Here is a 17957-nt window from a genome sequence, read left to right on the forward strand (position 1 = left end):
CCATGCGGATCGTGCCGACCGAGCCGACGACCGAACCGATCGTCGCTTCCAGCGCCGCGACGGAGGCGTTGAACTGCTGGCGGATCGGCTCGAATTCCGGCGCCACCTCGCGGTTCATCCGCACCGTGAGATCGCCGGCCGCGAGCGCGTCGAAGCCGGCCTCCACCGCATGGACGAAGGCCTTCAGGTCCTCCGCCTTGGCATTGTCGACGGCCGACTGGCGATCGCGCTGCGCTTCGGCGGCGCGTCGCATCTCCTCCTGGTCCTGGCGCGAGCGCTGGCCCTTGGCGAGCTCGCCGCGCACCCCTTCCAGCACCGCCGCGACCGCGCCGATCTCGTCCCGCTTGTCCGTGCCCTCGACGGCGCGCTGGTAGTCGCCCTGGCCGAGCGCCTCGACCGAGCGCGACAGGCGGGCGAGCGGGCGGACGATGAAGGCGCGGACCGAACCGAAGAGGCTGGCCAGCACGCCGAGGATGACGACGAGGCTGCCGACGACGAGGCCGGTCGCGAGGCTCCGCGCTGGGGCGGCGATCGTCGCGTCGGGCACGTCCATCACCACCGCCCAGGTGGCGCCCATGGTCTTCAGCGGAAAGGGCATGACGAAGCGGCGCAGGCCGACATCGCCGGGGCCGGAAACGGCGAGCTGCGTGTCCCTGCCGCTCGCCAGCGCGCCCTGCACCTCCGCCTTGCCGGCATCGTCGTAGAGCTGCATCCGCAGGCTCTCGTTCGGATGCGCCGCCCATTTGCCGTTGCCGGAAAGGAGCATGACCTGTCCGTCGCCGAAGGGCTTCAGCGCCCCGAGCCGCGCCGTCAGATTGTCGAGCGCGATGTCGAGGCCGGCCGTGCCGATCAGCTTGCCGCCGGACATCACGGGAAAGGCGACGGAGGTCATCAGCACCTTCTTCGTGCCGATGTCATAGGCATAGGGATCGATCATCGCCGGCTTTCCGGTCTCGGCCGGCGCGGTGTAGAAGGCTTCGGGATAGACTTGTCCGTCCTCGGCCGGCTCCATCGTCACCTTGCCGTCGAGCCGGCTCCAATAGGGCATGAAGCTGCCGGTGCTGTTGGAGCCGAGATCCTTGCGCCCGGCCATCTGCGCGTCCTTGCCGTCGAAGGCGTTGGGCGCCTCGAAATACCAGCTGCCGAGAATGTAGTCCGAGGATTCGACGTTCGAGCGCAGGATGTCGAGCGCCGTCTGCCGGTCCTTGACGCCGCGCGCATGAACCGCCGCGAGGGCCTCGGCCATCGACCGGCCGGTGGCCGCGACCTCTGTCAGCTCCGTCGCGATGCCCGTCGCCGTCGCCCGGGCCATCTCGGTGCCGTAGCGGTCGGACAGGCTCGCGACCGTGCCCTCGACCTGATGCAGCACGAGATAGGACCCCGCCAGCAGGAGGCACGCGATCGCGCCGCCGCCGATCCCGAGAAGCTTGGCGCTGATTGACTGACGAAACGACACGGGGTGACTGCCTTAACGGAACCGCTGCGAATGCCATGCTGGGAGCGAAGAGGTTAAGATCTTTGGAAAATGCCGCCGGATCAGTAGTTTCCCGCATGGAGATCCGAGCGACGGCGGCGGCAGCGCGGCATTCGGCGGCGACACGCCGCAGCCCGGCCTTTCGGCTCTGGCGCATCGGCGCGGCGGGGGCTAGACATTTCCGGGTGACGAGGCGGCCATGGGGGGTGGCGATGCCGGGATCGATCCGCATGCGGGCCATGGCCGTGTCGCTGGCGCTACTCGCCCTCGCGGGTGTCGCGGGGGCCGGCGAGCGCCGGATCGTGCCCTCGCCGGGCGCCGACTATACCGGCGGCGACTACGACATGATGCGCGGCGTCGACGCCAATCTCTGCGAGACCGCCTGTCTCGCCGACACGCGCTGCCAGGCCTTCACCTATAACAGCAAGGCGCGGGCCTGTTTCCTGAAGGACAGGCCGGGCGCGCTGAAGGCCGCCGCCAATGCCGATGCCGGCCGCGTCGTCGAGACCGCGCCGCCGGACGAGAACGCCGTCGCCGAGCGCTTCGCGACGCTCGCCTTCCTGCCGAAGCCGGCGCTCGACGCCGCGAAGGCGCTCCGCGCCGGGATCGGCGCCGAGACGCGGGACGATAAGCTCGACGCCGACCGGATCGTCACAGATGCCAAGACGGCGGTGAAGGAGAGCCGCTTCGCCGATGCGGCCGGCCTCTTCCGCGAGCGGCTGAAGCGCGAGCCCGGCGATGCGGAGGCCTGGAAGGGGCTGGCCGGCGCCGCCCTCGCCTTCCGGCCGCAGCCGAGCGAGGACGGCGCCCGCGACGAGGCGGCGGAGGCGCTCGTCGCGCTGCGCGGCCCGGCGGCGCTGAACACCTATGCCCTGGCCGAGGACACGGCCGGCGCGGCGCTGGCGCTCGATCTTCTGGCCGAAGGCTATGGCCTTGCCGAGAACTGGCGCGGCGCGATCCGGGTCTGGCGCGAGAGTCTGAAGCTCGCCGCCAATCCGGCCGTCGGCAAGCGTCTCGACGAGGCATTGGCGGCGCATGGCTTCCGCATCACCGGCAACAGCGTCGACAACAATGCCGCCGCGCCGCGCATCTGCTTCAGCTTTTCCGAGAACCTCGCGGCCTCGGTGCTGAACGGCGAGACGGCCGGCGATTTCCTGCGCGTCGAGGGCGCCGACACGCTGCCCGTCTCGGCGAGCGGCAGCCAGATCTGCGTCGACGGCGTCGAGCATGGCCGGCGCTACCATATCCTGGTGCGGGCGGGGGTGCCCTCCGAAAGCGGCGACGTCCTGGCGAAGCCGGTGGACACCAGCATCTATGTGCGCGACCGCGATCCTGCCGTGCGCTTCGCCTCCAATGCCTATGTGCTGCCGGCCGGCGGCGAGGCGACGATCCCCGTCACGACGATCAATACCGACAAGGTGAAGGCGCGGCTGCTGCGGCTCGGCGACCGCTCGCTGGCGACGACGATCGGCGCCGGCCGCTTCCTCGCGCAGATGGAGCGCTACGAGACCGAGGAGATCGCCGCCAATCAGGGCGAGGAGGTCTGGCAGGGCTCGGTCGAGGTCGCCCGCGAGACGAATGCCGAGGTGACGACCGCGATCCCGGTCTCGGCCCTCGTCCAGGATCTCAAGCCCGGCGTCTACATCCTCACCGCCCGCGCCGACAACCAGCCGCAGGAGGACTATTCGGCCGACGCGACGCAATGGTTCGTCCTCACCGATCTCGGCCTGACGAGCTTTGCCGGCGAGGACGGGCTGCATGTCTTCGTCCGCTCGCTCGGCACGGCCGAGCCGCTCGGCGGCATCGCCCTCCAGCTCGTCGCCCGCAACAACGAGGTGCTCGGCACGGCGACGAGCGACGACAAGGGCCATGCCCGCTTCGCGCCCGGCCTCCTGAAGGGCTTGAACGGCGAGGCGCCCGCCGTCCTGATGGCGGGCCGCGAGCGCGACTTCGCCTTTCTGGACATGACGGCGGCGCCCTTCGATCTCACCGATCGCGGCGTCGAGGGGCGGGCGAAGGCCGGGGCGCTCGACGTGTTCCTGACGAGCGACCGGGGCATCTATCGCACCGGCGACGTGGTGAATCTGACCGGCCTCCTGCGCGACGGGCGGGCGCTCGCCTCCGAGGGCCTGACGCTGACCGGCATCGCGACGCGGCCGGACGGCGTCGAGTTCCGGCGCGAGGTGCTGACCGACAAGGGCGCCGGCGGTCTCGTCTGGAGCCTGCCGCTTCCGAAGGCCGCGATGCGCGGCACCTGGCGCTTCGCGCTCCATACCGATCCGAAGCTGCCGGCGATCGCGTCGACCAGCGTCCGCGTCGAGGATTTCGAGCCGCAGCGCCTCGCCTTCGATCTGAAGCTGACCGGCCGGCTCGATCCGGCGGCGCCGCCGCCCTTGCCGCTCGACGCCAACTATCTCTTCGGCGCGCCGGCGCCCGATCTCGCCGTCGAGGGCGAGGCGGTGCTGCGCCCGGCGCCCGCCGTGCCGGGCTTCGAGGCCTATTCCTTCGGCCTCGCCGACGACCAGCCGACGCCGACCGTCCTGCCGATCGAAGCGGTGACGACCGACGAGGCCGGCCATGCCGAGGCGAGCCTCGCCCCCTTCGAGGCCCCGGCGACGACGCGGCCGCTCGAAGCCGCGATCCGGCTGCGTGTCACCGATTCCGGCGGCCGGCCGGTGGAGCGCGAGGCGGTGCTGCCGCTCGCCGGCACCAAGGCGCGGCTCGGCATCCGCCCGCTGTTCAGCGGCGCGGTCGGCGACGGCGACGCGGCGGGCTTCGCGGTGCTGGCGCTCGGGCCCGACGACCGGCCGATCGCCCTTCCCGGCGCGCATTGGGTGCTGAACCGCGTGATCCAGGACTATCAGTGGTATCGCTCGGGCGGGCGCTGGAACTACGAGCCGGTGGAGCGCACGGAGCGGGTCGCGAACGGCGACCTGAACCTCTCGGCCGGCGAGCCGGCGCGGCTCTCGCTGCCCGTGTCCTGGGGCGGCTATCGGCTGGAACTGACGGACGCCTCCGGCCGGGCACTGCCGGCGAGCGTCAATTTCGACGCCGGCTGGTATGTCGCCGCCCGCTCGGCCGAGACGCCGGACATCCTGAAGCTCTCGCTCGACAAGCCGCGCTACAAGGTGGGCGAGACGGCGCGCGTCCATATCGAGCCGCGCTTTTCCGGCAAGGCGGAAGTGCTCGTCATGGACGACCGGGTGGTGCAGACGGCCGAGGTCGAGATCCCGGCGACGGGCGGCGACGTCGCCCTTCCCGTCACCCGCGACTGGGGACCGGGGGCCTATGTCACGGCCGTTCTCTACCGGCCGATGAACATCGCCGAGAAGCGCATGCCGGGCCGGGCGATCGGCCTCGCCTATGCCGGCGTCGAGCCCGGCGAGCGGGCGCTGGACGTCGCGATCGAGGCGCCGGCCCTGGTGCGCCCGCGCGGCGTCGCCGAGGCCGTGGTGAAGGTCGGCGGCATCCAGCCGGGCGAGACCGCCTATTTGACGCTTGCCGCCGTCGACGAGGGCATCCTCAACATCACCGATTTCCGGCCGCCCGCGCCGAAGGACTGGTATTTCGGCCGCAAGCGGCTCGGCGTCGACATCCGCGACCTCTACAGCAAGCTGATCGACCGCATGCAGGGCGCGCCCGGCGCCGTGCGCTCCGGCGGCGATGCCGGCGCCTCGCTCGCCGCGCCGCCGCCGATGGACGAACTGGTCTCGCTGTTTTCCGGCCTCGTCAGGGTCGGTTCGGACGGCACGGCGCGCGTGCCGCTCGACCTGCCGGATTTCGAGGGCAAGCTGCGGCTGATGGCCGTCGCCTGGTCGCGAAGCGGCGTCGGCGAGGCGAATGCCGAGATGGTGGTGCGCGACCCGATCGTGATGCAGGTGAGCCAGCCGCGCTTCCTCGCGCCGGGCGACACGTCGCGCATCTCCGTCGACGTGACCCATGTCGAGGGTCCGGCCGGTCCCGTCGCGCTGGCGCTGACGGGCGGCGCCGGCATCGTCGCGATCGAAGATAAGGGGACGAGCGCGATCGACCTCGCCGAGAAGGGCCATGGCCGCGTGCTGGTGCCGATCCGGGCCGACCGGCCGGGCGAGGCCGCCTTCGATCTGGCGCTGACGGCGCCGGACGGCACGGTGCTGCGCAAGAGCTTCAGCATTTCCGTGCGCTCGCTGGCGCCGGAGGTCCTGAAGAAGAGCCGCTTTCCGCTCGCCGCCGCGACCGGCCGGCTGACGCTCGGCGCCGACGCGCTCGCCGATTTCGTGCCGGGCACCGGCCGCGTCGCCCTCACCGTCACCGGCAATGCCGGCTTCGACATCGCCGGGCTGGTGCGCGCCCTCGATCGCTATCCCTATGGCTGCACGGAACAGCTGACGAGCCGCGCCCTGCCGCTCGTCTATCTCGACCGGACGATCGTCGCGGCCGGGCTCGGCGAGGCGCGCGCGTCCGACGTGAGGGAGCGTGTCGAGAAGGCGGTGGCCGGCGTTCTCGCCAACCAGTCCGCCTCCGGCGGCTTCGGGCTCTGGGCGCCGGGCGACGGCGATCTCTGGCTGGATTCCTATGTCGCCGACTTCCTGACGCGGGCGCGCGAGGCAGGCTATCGCGTGCCGGAGGAAGGGCTGACGCTCGCCCTCGACAACTTGCGCAACTCGCTCGCCTATCTGCCGGAAAAGCCGGACTGGGGTCCGGTCGCCTATGCCTATTACGTCCTCGCCCGCAACGGCCGGGCGGCGATCGGCGACCTGCGCTACACGGCCGACAACCAGCTCGGCGAGTTCCCGACGCCGCTGGCGAAGGCCCAGCTCGGCGCGGCGCTGGCGCTCTATGGCGACCGGGTGCGGGCGGAGGCAGTGCTGCGCGCCGCCGTCGCCGGGGCCGCCAAGGGCGAGGGCGACGCGGCGACCCGCACCGATTACGGCACGGCGCTGCGCGACGGCGCCGCCGTGCTCACGCTGGCGCTCGAGACCCGCGTCGAGGGCGTCGACCTGGAGCCGCTCGTCGCCAAGGTCGGGGCGGAGCGCGCCGCCGCGCGTCCTTCCTCGACGCAGGAAGACGCCTGGTCGCTGCTCGCCGCCCATGCGCTGGTCGGCGGCAAGCCCTTGCGGCTCACCGTCAACGGCGCGCCGAAGAGCGGCAGCTATGTCGCGAGCTTCGACGCGGCCGCGCTGGCGACGCCGCTCGACATCGCCAATCGCGGCGACGCGCCCGCCTATGCCGAGCTGACCATCGCCGGCGTGCCGAGCGTGACGCCGCCCGGCGAAAGCGCCGGCTTCGAACTGTCGGTCACCTATTACACGCTCGACGGCAAGGAGGTGGATGTCGCGACGCTCGGCCAAGGCCAGCGGATCGTCGCCGTGGTCGAGGCGCAGCCCGGCGACGACAGGCCCGGCCGCCTGATGCTCGACGTGCCGCTCGCGGCCGGCTTCGAGATCGACAATCCGGCGATCCTGAAGGGCGGCGATGTCGGCTCGCTCGACTTCCTCGACCTGCCCGAGAGTTCGGCCCATGTCGAGTTCCGCGCCGACCGCTTCCTGGCGGCGGTGGACAAGCCGAGCGGCGACCAGTCCGCCTTGCGCTTCGCCTTCATCCTGCGCGCCGTCTCGCCCGGACGCTTCGCCGACCCCGCCGCCAGCATCGTCGACATGTACCGCCCCGAACGCCGCGCCCGCACCGAGGCGGGGACGGTGACGATCCTCGGCGCCAGGCAGTGAGGGAACGGCCGACATCTTCGGAGGGGATCGGAAGGGGCTCCCTTCCTCTCACCTGCGGGGAGAGGGGTCCGAAGGACGGGCGAGACGAGTGGCTCGCCCCGGACGACCGCGCAGCGGGCCGGGTGAGGGGCACGCGGCGATGGCGATTGGCGACTGCGGCAGATCGCTGCGCGATCCCCCTCATCCCGCTGCCGCGACCTTCTCCCCAAAGGGGAGAAGAAGGCGGTGGCGAAGGCGGATGCGTTCTGGATCACCGGAAGAGGCGTCGCGCTAAAACAGCCGTGCTCTGCGGCATAACAAGATGACGGACGAGCAAGTCCACCCCGCGAGTTCCGAGACTAGCCTGATCTCCCCCCTTGAGGGGGAGATGCCGGCAGGCAGAGGGGGGTGCGAAGGCGTCAGCCTTCGAACCGCGCGGCGGTTCCGATTCAGCTTCGCCGTCCTCGCGCTCCTTTTCTGCCTCGGGCTCACCGGCGCCGGGTGGCGGTGTTTCGAGCGGGCGGTGGCGGCGGCCGAGGAGCGGCTGCGCGAGCCCGATACCGGCACGCTGGTGGTCGATCGCGAGGGCGCGATCCTCAGGGCCTTCGCGGCGCCGGACGGGCGCTGGCGGCTGGAGGCCGGCGTCGAGGCTGTCGATCCGCGCTACCTCGCAATGCTGCTCGCCTGGGAGGACAAGCGCTTCTTCGCCCATGGCGGCATCGACGGCCGGGCCGTGCTGCGAGCGCTCTGGCAGTCGGCCCGGCATGGCCGGGTGGTCGCCGGCGGCTCGACGCTCACCATGCAGGTCGCCCGGCTTCTGGAGCGGCTGCCGACCGGCAGCCTCGCCGCCAAATGGGATCAGGCGGTCGGCGCGGCGGCGCTGGAGCGGGGGCGCACGAAGGAGGACATTCTCGGCCTCTATCTCCGCCTCGCCCCCTATGGCGGCAATCTGGAGGGCGTGCGCGCGGCGAGCCTCGCCTGGTTCGGCAAGGAGCCGCGCCGCCTGACCGCCGGCGAGGCGGCGCTGCTCGTCGCCCTGCCCCAGGCGCCGGAACGCGTCCGTCCCGATCTCTATCCGGGCGCCGCCAAGCGGGCGCGCGACCGGGTGCTCGCGCGGATGGCGGAGCTCGGCATCCTCGCGCCCGAAGAGGCGCGGCGCGCGGCGGCCGAGCCGCTGCCGGCGGGCCGCCGGGCGATGCCGAGGCTCGCGGCCCACGCGGCGGAGCGGGCGCGGCAGGCGCATCCCGAGGCCCGGCGCATCGCGCTGACGCTCGACGCCGCGCTCCAGGCGCGGGTCGAGACCTATGCGCGGGCGCGCGTCGCGGCCATGGACAAGCCGCTGAGCCTCGCCGTCCTCGTCAGCGATCACGCGACGGGCGAGGTGCTGGCGGCGCTCGGCTCGCCCGACCTCCTCGACGCCGGCCGCCAGGGCCATGTCGACCTGACGCGGGCGCCGCGCTCGCCCGGCTCGACGCTGAAGCCGCTGATCTACGGCCTCGCCTTCGAGCGCGGCGTCGCCCATCCCGAAAGCCTCGTCGACGACCGGCCGACCGGCTTCGCCGGCTATGCCCCGCAGAATTTCGATCACGCCTTCGAGGGCGTCATCACCGCGCGCCGCGCCCTGCAATTGTCGCGCAACCTGCCGGCGATCGCGCTGCTCCAGGCGGTGGGACCGTCGCGGCTGGTGCAGCGGCTGCGCCGGGCGGGCGCCGCGCCCGAGCTCGGCGACCGCAGCCTGCCGGGCCTCGCCATCGGTCTCGGCGGCCTCGGCCTGTCCTTGCGCGATCTCGTCGCGCTCTACGGCGCCATCGCCGATGGCGGCGTCGCGCGCCCGCTGCGCGAGGAGGCGGGGGCGGCCCCGGCGCTCGCGCAAGGCGCCGGCGCCCGCGTCCTGTCCCCGCAGGCGGCTTGGTACGTCACCTCGATTCTCGCCGGCGGCTCGGCGACGGTGAAGGCCTCGCCCGGCACGATCGCGCACAAGACCGGCACGTCCTTCGGCTATCGCGACGCCTGGAGCCTCGGCTATGACGGGCGCCATGTCGTGGGGGTCTGGATCGGCCGGCCGGACGGCGCGCCGGTGCCCGGCCTCGTCGGCCAGGACGCGGCGGTGCCGGTGATGCGCGACGTCTTCTCGCGCATCGGGCCGGAAACCCGCCTGCCCGGCCCGCCGCCGGGCATCCTCGCCGTGCCGAACGGCGCGCTGCCGCCGCCGCTGCGGATGTTCGGCCAGCCCGCCGGCATGGCCCTGGCCGAGACCGCCCCGCGCCCGGAAATCGTCTTCCCGCCGAACGCGACGCGGATCGATCTCGGCCTCGCCGAAAATGCGGGGGCCGAGCTCGCCCTGAAGCTGCGCAACGGCACGCCGCCCTTCACGTGGTATGTGGACGGCGCGCCGGTGGAGCGCGGACGCTACGACCGGCAGGCCGCCTATCGCCCGGCGGAGCCCGGCTTCCTCGACATCTCCGTAGTGGATGCCAAGGGTGCGGCCGCGAGCGCCCGCGTCTTCGTCGATTGAGGATGCGCCCCCAGCCTCAGACTCGAGCGTCTGAGTTCATCCTTGCTGCCTCCGTTTCAGCTTCGTCGTCCCGGGCTTGACCCGGGACCCATGCCTCTGCGGACCCGCATGGATGACGTCGGAGACGGGCACCCTTCCGTATCGCTCCTACCTGCCGTCACCGGCTTGGCATGGGTCCCGGCTCAAGGCCGGGACGACGAAGCGGTGCGGAGAGCGGATCTCGGCAAAGGCGCGGCCCGCCTCAGACCCGCGCCTCGCCCTCGGCGCCCTTGGGCGTTCCGGCGGGCGCGGTCAGGCCCGCGCCGGTGCCGGCGCCCGCCTCGTCGAGACCGCCGGACGAATGGAGGCGGCCGGACTCGGTCGCCTCGATCGTGCCGATCGCCGGGATGTGACAGGCGAAGCCGCGCGCGACCAGTTCCTCGGCGGCCTCCTGGTCGAAGACGGCGACGGAGGGATGCGCGCGCAGCTGGTCGAGCAGGGCGCCGGCGGCCGGGGACAGATCCAGATGGGACATGACGTTTCTCCCGTTCGTTATGGTTTCTTTCCCTCAACGCCGCGGATGCCGGCCCGGGTCCATGCCGCTACGGAAAACGGTTAACCATCGGTAGACCGCTCATAGTCCCGTCTCCCGATCTCGGCGCGATACGGAGACAGCGAAGCTCTTCGCGCGGACTCCTCGCGCCGGAGCGGGCATAGTCGGCGCGAGGGGGCCGTTCGGAGGATTCCGGATGCGGGACGGGGGAATGCAGGGGCCGAGCGCCGTCGAGTCCTCCGGCTCCGGCGGCCCGACGCCGCGCGTGCTGATCGTCGAGGACGACTATTTCGCCGCCAAGGACACGGCGCAGGCGTTGCGCGCCGCCGGCTACCGGGTCGTCGGGCCGGTGCCGGACACGGAGAACGCGCTGCGCATCCTCGCGGAGGGCGGCGTCGACGCGGCGCTGCTCGACATCCGCCTCGGCGAGGGCAATTCCTTCGGTCTCGCCAAGGCGCTGAAGCGGCAGGGCGTGCCGGTGGCCTTTCTCAGCGGCCTCGCCAAGCGCGCGCTGCCGCCGGATCTCGCCGACCTGCCGGTCTTCGACAAGCCGGCGGACCTCCAGGCGGTCGCCGGGATCGTCGCGGCGATCCTGCGCCGCGACACGCCCGCTCAGGCGATCATGTAGCCGCCGTCGACCGGCATCGACAGGCCGTTCACCATCGCCGACTCGTCGGAGAGGAGGAACAGGATCACCTCGGCCACGTCGTCCGGCTCGGCGAAGCGGCCGACCGGAATGCGCGTCATCATGCCCGCTGCCTTCACCGGGTCGCTCCAGGCCTTCACGGCCATCGGCGTCAGCGTCACGGTCGGATGCACGCCGTTGACGCGGATGCCCTGCGGCGCCAGCTCCTTGGCCATGACGCGCGTCACGCCGTCGAGCCCGGCCTTGGAGGCGCAATAGGCCGTGTGGTCGGGAATGCCGACGAAGGCCGCGACGCTGGAGACGTTGACCACGGCGCCCTTGGCGCCCTTGGCGATCCGGTCGCGCGCATATTCCTGGGCGACGATCATCGGCGCGCGGGTGTTGACCGCGTGCAGGAGGTCGAAGGCCTCGACCGTCGTGTCGAGAAAGGACTGGAGCTCGGTCGTCCCCGCGCAGTTGACGAGGAGATCGGCCGGCATCGCCCGCCGGGCAGCGGCGCGCGTCGCCTCGGCATCGGCGAGATCGACCGCGATCGATTCGCAGCCCGTCTCCTGTTCCAGCGTCTCCAGATCGGCGGCCGAGCGTGTCAGCGCCACCACCTTGGCGCCGCGCCGCGCCAGCATCAGGGCCGTCGCCCGGCCGATGCCCTTGCCCGCGCCGGTCACTACGACGCGCTTGCCGGTGAAATCCACGGCTTCCTCCCCTGTCTCTCCCGCCCGCTTCTCAGAGCCGGGCCGTGCTCTTGCCGTCGAAGATATGCGCCCGGCGCGGATCGATCCGGAACGGCACCTCCTCGCCGGGCCGCACCGATAGCCGATCCTTCACGACGGCGTCGATCGTGTCCTCGCCGATCTTGGCGAAGACCTGCGTTTCCGAGCCGGTCGGCTCCAGCACCGAGACGCGCACCGGAATGCCGCCCGGGCCGATGTCGATATGTTCCGGCCGGATGCCGTAGATCACCGGCTGGCCGTTCTCCGCCTTCACGTCGCCGACCGGGAACCTCGCGCCCGATTCCGAGACGAAGCTCGGCCGGCCCTCGGCCGCGTCCATCCGGCCCTTGATGAAGTTCATCGAGGGCGAGCCGATGAAGCCCGCGACGAACGTATTGCCGGGATTGTCGTAGAGATCGAGCGGCGCGCCGATCTGCTCCACCCGCCCGTCCTTCATCACCACGATCTTGTCGGCCATGGTCATGGCCTCGATCTGGTCGTGGGTGACGTAGACGATGGTGGTGCGCAGGCGCTGGTGCAGTTCCTTGATCTCCACCCGCATCGCGACGCGCAGCTTGGCGTCGAGATTGGACAAGGGCTCGTCGAACAGGAAGACCTGCGGATCGCGCACGATGGCGCGGCCCATGGCGACGCGCTGGCGCTGGCCGCCGGAGAGCTGCTTCGGAAAGCGGTCGAGCAGCTTGCCGAGGTCGAGAATGCCGGCGGCCTTGCCGACCTTCTCCTCGATCTCCGCCTTCGGCCGGCCCTTGATCTTCAGCGAGAAGCCCATGTTGTCGCGCACCGTCTTATGCGGATAGAGCGCGTAGGACTGGAACACCATGGCGATGTCGCGCTCCTTCGGCGGCACGTCGTTGACGACGCGCCCGCCGATGGAGATCGTGCCGCCGGAGATCGCCTCCAGCCCGGCGATCATGCGCAGCAGCGTGGACTTGCCGCAGCCGGACGGCCCGACGAGCACGACGAACTCGCCGTCCTTGATGTCGACATTCACGCCGTGGATGACCTCAGCGCCGCCATAGCGCTTGACGACGTTCTTGACGCTGACCTCAGCCATTGCGCGTCCTCCTCATTGCGGCAGCTCGATCTGCATCTTGACTTCCCCCGGCGGCGCCGAGGCGGCGATCTCGAAAGCGCGGACGCTGTCGGCGAAATCGAAGCGGCGCGTGATCAGCGGCTTCACGTCGATCGCGCCGGAGGACAGCATCGCGACGCAGCGCGCGAAGACATGGGCATAGCGAAAGACGTGCTCGACCCGCGCCTCGCGCACCATGGCCTTGCCGACATTATAGGCGACGTCGCCCTGCTGCGAGCCGATGAAGACGACGCGGCCGGACGGGGCGAGCGGATCGAAGACCCCGGCCGCCGCCCGCGCGTTGCCCGAGCATTCGAAGACGATCTCGACGCCCCAGCCCTCGGTTTCCTTGAGGATCGCGGCTGTCGCGTCCTCGCGCGACACGTTGATCGGCGTGATCGGGCCGAGCCCGGCGGCGAGCGCCAGCTTGGTGTCGTCGACATCGGCGACGAAGACGCGGGCGCAGCCGGCGGCGAGCGCGGCCAGCGCCGTCACGAGCCCGATCGGCCCCGCGCCGATGACGAGCGCGTTGTCGCCGGGCTTCACGTCGGCCTTGATCGCGGCATGGACGCCGACGGCGAGCGGCTCGACCATCGCCCCTTCCGCGAAGGAGACGTTGTCCGGCAGCTTGAAGGTGAAGGCGGCGGGATGGACGACGCTCGGCCGCAACACGCCATGGACCGGCGGCGTCGCCCAGAAGCGCACCGCCGGATCGACATTGTACTGCCCCATGCGCGTCGCCCGGCTCTGCGGATCGGGAATGCCCGGCTCCATGCAGACCCGGTCGCCGACCTTCAGCGTGGTGACGGCGCCGCCCGTCTCGATCACGGTGCCGGAGGCCTCGTGGCCGAGGATCATCGGCGCCTTGACCTGGAAGATCCCGGCCCCGCCATGGGTGTAGTAATGGACGTCCGAGCCGCAGATGCCGACCGTGTGCAACTTGATGCGCACGTCATGCGGCCCGACCGTCTCCTCGCGCTCGATCGGAAAATCGCGCAAGGAGAGCCTCAGCTTCTCCTCGAGAACCAGCGCCTGCATCGGCCGCCCTCCCCTTTCCTCAACCCTTCCAGATGATCAGGACGCCGAGCACCAGCGCCAGCACATGGGCGCCGGTGAGCGGGATCGCCTGTTCCAGGAAGCGCATCCATAGAAGCTCGATCGCGACGAAGAGGTAGATGCCGATGAACAGGCGGTCGAACCAGTTGGTGACGATGGGCAGGAAGCCCTGGCGCTTCGGCGCGGCCGCCACGCGGGCGGCCTCCTCGTCGGCCGCGTCGAGATCGATGAGCTGATCCATGGCTCTACTCCTTGACCGCGCCGAAGGTGAGGCCGGCCACGATATGCCGCTGCACGACCGCGAAGATGATGAGCGCCGGGATGAGCGTGATGATGGCGATGGAGGCCATCGTGCCCCATTCCGTGCCGGTGGAGGTGACGTATTCCGACAGGCCCGTGGTGATGGTGCGGGCGTTGAAGCTCGTCAGCGTCGCGGCCAGCAGGAACTCGTTCCAGGCGAAGACCCAGGTGAGGATCAGCGTGACGGCGAGGCCCGGCCGCGCCAGCGGGAAGATCACCTCCCGGATCACCTGCCAGGTGGAGGAGCCGTCGACCGTCGCCGCCTCGTCCAGCTCCTTCGGAATGCCCTCGATCGTCGGCCGCAGCGTCCAGATGGCGAAGGGCAGGTTGAAGGTGCAGTAGAGGAGGATCATCCCGATCCGCGTGTCGTAGAGCTTCCAGTCGCCGATGGTGAAGACCTGGGTGAAGAGCAGGAAGAACGGCAGGAGGAACACGGCGGCCGGCGCCATGCGGTTGGTGATCGTCCAGAAGAAGATGTTCTCCTTGCCGCCGAGATCGTAGCGCGACAGGGCGTAGCAGGCCATGAAGGCGAGCAGCGTCACCAGCACCGAATTGCCGGTCGAGATGATGATCGAATTGATCATGTAGCGCCGCAGGGTCTCGTTGGTCAGCACCTCGGCATAGTTGTTCCAGTAGATCGCATCGAGGATGACGTTCGGCGTCGTGAACAGATCCACCGCCGGCTTCACCGAGATGACGAAGAGCCAGTAGATCGGAAACAGCGTCGCGAGGCTGAGGAGCGTCCAGAGGACGATGGACAGGATCGGGCGATCGCGGCGCATCAGGCTTCTCCCTTCCGGGCGCGTGGCGCGACGAGGCCGACATAGAGCAGCCAGCACATCACGAGCGTGAGATAGAGGACGATGATCGAGATCGCCGAGCCGTAGCCGTAATCGGTCTTCGGGAAGACGACCTTCCAGATATGCAGGCCGATATAGCGGGTGGCGGCGCCCGGCCCGCCGCCGGTCAGCATCCAGACCTCGTCGACGGTGCGCAGCGCGTCCATCAGGCGGATGAAGACGGTGGCGAGGATCGCCGGCCGGATCATCGGCAGCGTGATGTGCCAGAAGATCTGCCAGCGGCTGGCCCCGTCGATCTCGGCCTGTTCGAAGGGCTCCTTCGGCAGGGAGACGAGGGCTGCGAGCAGCGTCAGCGTGACGAGCGGCGTCCAGTGCCAGACGTCCATGATCACGGTCAGCGCGAAGGCGGCGCCCGCGTCGCGGCCGATATTCATGTCGTAGCCGAACCAAGCGTTCAGATAATAGGGAATGATGCCGATCGAGGGCGTCGTCATCAGGCGCCAGACCGAGCCGACGACGATCGGCGCGACGATGAGGGGCAGCGTGTGGATGGTGCGGAAGAAGCCCTTGCCCGGAAAGTCGCGCATGAAGAGCTGCGCCAGGAGATAGCCGAGCACGACCTCGCTGAAGACGGCGAAGAAGGCGAATTTCAGCGTGAACCAGATGGAGTTCAGGAATTCCTGGTCGAAGACGAGGCGGCGGAAATTGCGCGCGCCGCGAAAGATCATGTCCGGGCTCGCGCCGAACGGGTTCCACTGATGGAACGCGACATAGAGCACGTAGATGAACGGCAGGATGCCGAAGACGCCGAGAATGAGGATCGTGGGCGCGAGCAGGAGCCAGCCCACCTTGTTGGAACGCATGGAGACCCCCCTCCCAGAAGGCGTCATCGCCGAAACGATCGTTTGAAACAGTCGAACTGGCCGAGAAACCGCCGCCTCGGACCGCCGTTCGACCCGCGAACCCGTCGGCCTCGCCGCCGAGGCTTCGGGCCGGAAGCGGGGCCTCGCCCCGAACCCTTCTCAAGCCCCGCCGGCGGGCCGTTCCGCCCCGCTCGCGCCCGGCCGATCCGGGCGGGCATCTGTCCCGGTCCGATCCCGGACAAGGCAGGCGGACGGATGATCGAGGGAACGAAGACGGCCGGCGCCGGTCCTCGGCCGCAGGGTTGGGAGCCGCCCGCCGGGGCAGGCGGCTCCCGATCGCCTATTACTGGCGATAGCCGAGATTGGTCAGTTCTTCCTCGGCGGTCGCCGCCATCTTGTCGAGGCCCTCGTCCGGGCCGATCTGGCCGGTGAGGATCTCGTAGAAGATCGGCGCGGTCGCCTCGCGGACCTGGGCGTGGAACGGATAGGGCGGCGCACCGGCGAAGAGCTTTCCGTCGTTCTTCAGCATGGTGTAGTAGCCGCCGAGCTCCTTATCCATCTTCATCACGCCCGGATCGTCGTAGGTCGCGGTGTTGGTGATGCGCGGCGCGGCCACGGCCCAGCCGCTCTGCACCGAATCCTGCCCGATATATTGCAGGAAGAGCAGCGAGGCCTCGCGGTTCTTGGAGGTGACGGGCAGGCCGAAGGCGCCGCCGTCGTAATAGCCGATATAGCCCTTGCCGGCCGCGGCTTCCTCCATCACGCCCGCTTCCGTCGGCGGCAGGGCGACGCCCACCTTGCCGACCACCTTCGACTTCTCCGCGTCGGAGGCAATCCAGGCGGCGTTCTCGCCATAGACGAGCCCTTGCGCGGCGCGGCCGGCGGCGAAGGTCGTCGCGACCTCGGTCCAGGTCGAGGAGGCCGATTCCGGCGGCGCGATGTCGCGCAGGTGCAGCCAGTATTTCAGCGCCGCCTTCGACTTGTCGCTGTTCATCGTGCCGCCATTGGCGACGGAGGCCGCGTAGTTCTTGTCGGCGTTGATGCCCCAGTTGTAGACGCCGAAGGTCGGCGCGACGGATTCGAAGAACTCGTACCAGGAGGCCGGATGGCCGGTATGGGCCTGGGCCGTGGTGCCCCAGAGGTCGCCGCCGTGATCCTTGCCCCATTTGGTGAAGAATTCGGCGATCTGCGTATAGTCCTCGTGGGTCTTGGCCGGCGCCAGATCCTTGCCCGTCTCCTTCTTGAAGGCCTCCTTCACCGCCGGATCGTCGAAGAGATCCTTACGGTAGAGATAGATCTTGATGAAGGCTTCCATCGGCACGCCGAAGAGATCGCCGTCCTTGCCCTTGAAGTAGTTGGCGAAGGTCGTGAAATGCGACTCGTCGTAGCCGGGCGCCTTCAGGGACGGGTCGTCCTTCAGCGACTTCGTGATGTCGACCAGGAAGTTGCGGGCGAGATAGGCGTAGATGATGTCCTGCTCGATATAGACCATGTCATAGATGCCGGTCTTGGCCTCCATGTCCTTGATGGCCTTGTCGTACATCTGGTCCCAGGACGTGGTCTCGATCTCGACCTTGATGCCGGTCTTCTTTTCGAATTCCGGCGCGAGCACGTCCTTGATGTAGTTGGAGGGCGGCGTGCTCTCGGTGACGCCGTGCAGGGTCACGCCCTTGAACTTGGCGCCCGCATCCGACCAGAAATCCGCCTTGGCGGGCGCCAGGCCCGCCATCAGGCCCACCACCAGGGCGGCCATGCTCACTCCCAATGCGCGTCTCATGCTGGTTCTCCCGTAAAGCCGCCGATCCGAAGCGGATCGAACCCTTCCCGTCCGGTGGCCGGCTCTTGCGAGCGCGGACCGCTCCTCCTCCAAGGATGCCGGACCGGCCTCCCCGCATGCGGCGGGGGCCTCGACCCAAGTCCTAGCCGATCTTTTCCGGCCGCACAACATTTGTTGCGACAAGATTCAAATTCGGGAATTCACCTGTGCAACGATGATGGGCATAGGGCGGCCACAGCCGACGGAGGATGGCCGTGCCCGGCGCGGACGATGATCGCGCGATCCGGCATAGACGCGCAGCGCGGGCTTGGCTCCGGACGTTTCTTTCCTGGCTAAACCTCTTTCGGCGCTGCAATATTTCTCTTCGCACCCGCCGCAAGACACGCCTTTCCAGCGCCGCTACCCAGGGGCGCGTACCGTCGCGGCTATGAATTCGTGCAGTCCAAGGCCATCCGTGCCGCCACGCTTGACAAGGGCGGCGATTCGATGATTGTTGCGACCATCAAC

At 69.9% G+C, this 17957-nt stretch carries 12 protein-coding genes; 3 read left to right on the forward strand and 9 right to left on the reverse strand.

The genetic code is table 11. The annotated features are described in order from the left end of the window. Nucleotides 1-1456 (reverse strand): methyl-accepting chemotaxis protein (locus tag IEY14_RS15705; RefSeq protein ID WP_188910144.1); only part of this gene is annotated, 1456 nt, incomplete at its 3' end. Nucleotides 1457-1704: 248 nt separating this feature from the next. Here IEY14_RS15705 and IEY14_RS15710 point away from each other — a divergent pair. Beyond that, complete coding sequence (locus IEY14_RS15710) at nucleotides 1705-7179, forward strand: alpha-2-macroglobulin family protein (RefSeq protein ID WP_244639516.1); 5475 nt, start codon at nucleotides 1705-1707, stop codon at nucleotides 7177-7179. A 502-nt stretch (nucleotides 7180-7681) separates the two neighbouring features. Beyond that, nucleotides 7682-9673 (forward strand): penicillin-binding protein 1C, encoded by a 1992-nt coding sequence (gene pbpC, locus IEY14_RS15715; RefSeq protein WP_244639517.1) that lies wholly within the window; start codon nucleotides 7682-7684, stop codon nucleotides 9671-9673. A 241-nt stretch (nucleotides 9674-9914) separates the two neighbouring features. On the opposite strand, the gene IEY14_RS15720 is transcribed toward pbpC, so the two are convergent. After that, complete coding sequence (locus tag IEY14_RS15720) at nucleotides 9915-10187, reverse strand: hypothetical protein (RefSeq protein ID WP_188910148.1); 273 nt, start codon at nucleotides 10185-10187, stop codon at nucleotides 9915-9917. Between the two features lie 214 nt (nucleotides 10188-10401). Here IEY14_RS15720 and IEY14_RS15725 point away from each other — a divergent pair, with 214 nt between their 5' ends. Continuing rightward, nucleotides 10402-10833 carry a response regulator gene (locus tag IEY14_RS15725; RefSeq protein ID WP_188910150.1) on the forward strand — a complete coding sequence of 144 codons (432 nt, stop codon included), beginning with the start codon at nucleotides 10402-10404 and terminating at the stop codon, nucleotides 10831-10833. Here IEY14_RS15725 and IEY14_RS15730 read toward each other — a convergent pair. The 7 genes from IEY14_RS15730 to IEY14_RS15760 form a co-directional block, all read right to left on the reverse strand. Continuing rightward, nucleotides 10818-11543 carry an SDR family oxidoreductase gene (locus IEY14_RS15730; RefSeq protein WP_188910152.1) on the reverse strand — a complete coding sequence of 242 codons (726 nt, stop codon included), beginning with the start codon at nucleotides 11541-11543 and terminating at the stop codon, nucleotides 10818-10820. The two genes, IEY14_RS15725 and IEY14_RS15730, sit on opposite strands and share 16 nt — an antisense overlap. Before the next feature lie 31 nt (nucleotides 11544-11574). Then, nucleotides 11575-12636, reverse strand: coding sequence for an ABC transporter ATP-binding protein (locus IEY14_RS15735; protein ID WP_188910154.1), 1062 nt, complete (start codon nucleotides 12634-12636; stop codon nucleotides 11575-11577). 12 nt (nucleotides 12637-12648) lie between these two features. Beyond that, nucleotides 12649-13692 carry an NAD(P)-dependent alcohol dehydrogenase gene (locus tag IEY14_RS15740; RefSeq protein ID WP_188910156.1) on the reverse strand — a complete coding sequence of 348 codons (1044 nt, stop codon included), beginning with the start codon at nucleotides 13690-13692 and terminating at the stop codon, nucleotides 12649-12651. A gap of 19 nt (nucleotides 13693-13711) precedes the next feature. Continuing rightward, the gene (locus tag IEY14_RS15745) at nucleotides 13712-13951 is read right to left on the reverse strand and encodes a DUF2160 family membrane protein (protein ID WP_188910158.1); all 240 of its coding nucleotides are present in this window, start codon (nucleotides 13949-13951) and stop codon (nucleotides 13712-13714) included. Nucleotides 13952-13955: 4 nt separating this feature from the next. Then, entirely contained in the window at nucleotides 13956-14792 is an 837-nt protein-coding gene (locus IEY14_RS15750; RefSeq protein ID WP_188910159.1) for a carbohydrate ABC transporter permease, read from the reverse strand. Next, entirely contained in the window at nucleotides 14792-15673 is an 882-nt protein-coding gene (locus IEY14_RS15755; protein ID WP_188910161.1) for a carbohydrate ABC transporter permease, read from the reverse strand. Before IEY14_RS15755 ends, IEY14_RS15750 begins: the two co-directional genes overlap by 1 nt. A gap of 343 nt (nucleotides 15674-16016) precedes the next feature. Further along, a complete protein-coding gene (locus IEY14_RS15760) occupies nucleotides 16017-17450 on the reverse strand; it encodes an extracellular solute-binding protein (protein WP_188910163.1) in 1434 nt (477 codons plus the stop codon). Between the last annotated feature and the right edge of the window lie 507 nt (nucleotides 17451-17957).

The sequence above is a fragment of the Aureimonas endophytica genome (genome assembly GCF_014642635.1).
Classification (GTDB): Bacteria; Pseudomonadota; Alphaproteobacteria; order Rhizobiales; family Rhizobiaceae; genus Plantimonas; species Plantimonas endophytica.

What these genes read in the sequence shown, in the direction of transcription:
- IEY14_RS15710 (WP_244639516.1), top strand. Translation starts at nt 1,705, where the DNA reads ATGCGGGCCATGGCCGTGTCGCTGGCGCTACTCGCCCTCGCGGGTGTC.
- IEY14_RS15720 (WP_188910148.1), bottom strand. Translation starts at nt 10,187, where the DNA reads ATGTCCCATCTGGATCTGTCCCCGGCCGCCGGCGCCCTGCTCGACCAG.
- IEY14_RS15725 (WP_188910150.1), top strand. Translation starts at nt 10,402, where the DNA reads ATGCGGGACGGGGGAATGCAGGGGCCGAGCGCCGTCGAGTCCTCCGGC.
- IEY14_RS15735 (WP_188910154.1), bottom strand. Translation starts at nt 12,636, where the DNA reads ATGGCTGAGGTCAGCGTCAAGAACGTCGTCAAGCGCTATGGCGGCGCT.
- IEY14_RS15740 (WP_188910156.1), bottom strand. Translation starts at nt 13,692, where the DNA reads ATGCAGGCGCTGGTTCTCGAGGAGAAGCTGAGGCTCTCCTTGCGCGAT.
- IEY14_RS15745 (WP_188910158.1), bottom strand. Translation starts at nt 13,951, where the DNA reads ATGGATCAGCTCATCGATCTCGACGCGGCCGACGAGGAGGCCGCCCGC.
- IEY14_RS15750 (WP_188910159.1), bottom strand. Translation starts at nt 14,792, where the DNA reads ATGCGCCGCGATCGCCCGATCCTGTCCATCGTCCTCTGGACGCTCCTC.
- IEY14_RS15755 (WP_188910161.1), bottom strand. Translation starts at nt 15,673, where the DNA reads ATGCGTTCCAACAAGGTGGGCTGGCTCCTGCTCGCGCCCACGATCCTC.
- IEY14_RS15760 (WP_188910163.1), bottom strand. Translation starts at nt 17,450, where the DNA reads ATGAGACGCGCATTGGGAGTGAGCATGGCCGCCCTGGTGGTGGGCCTG.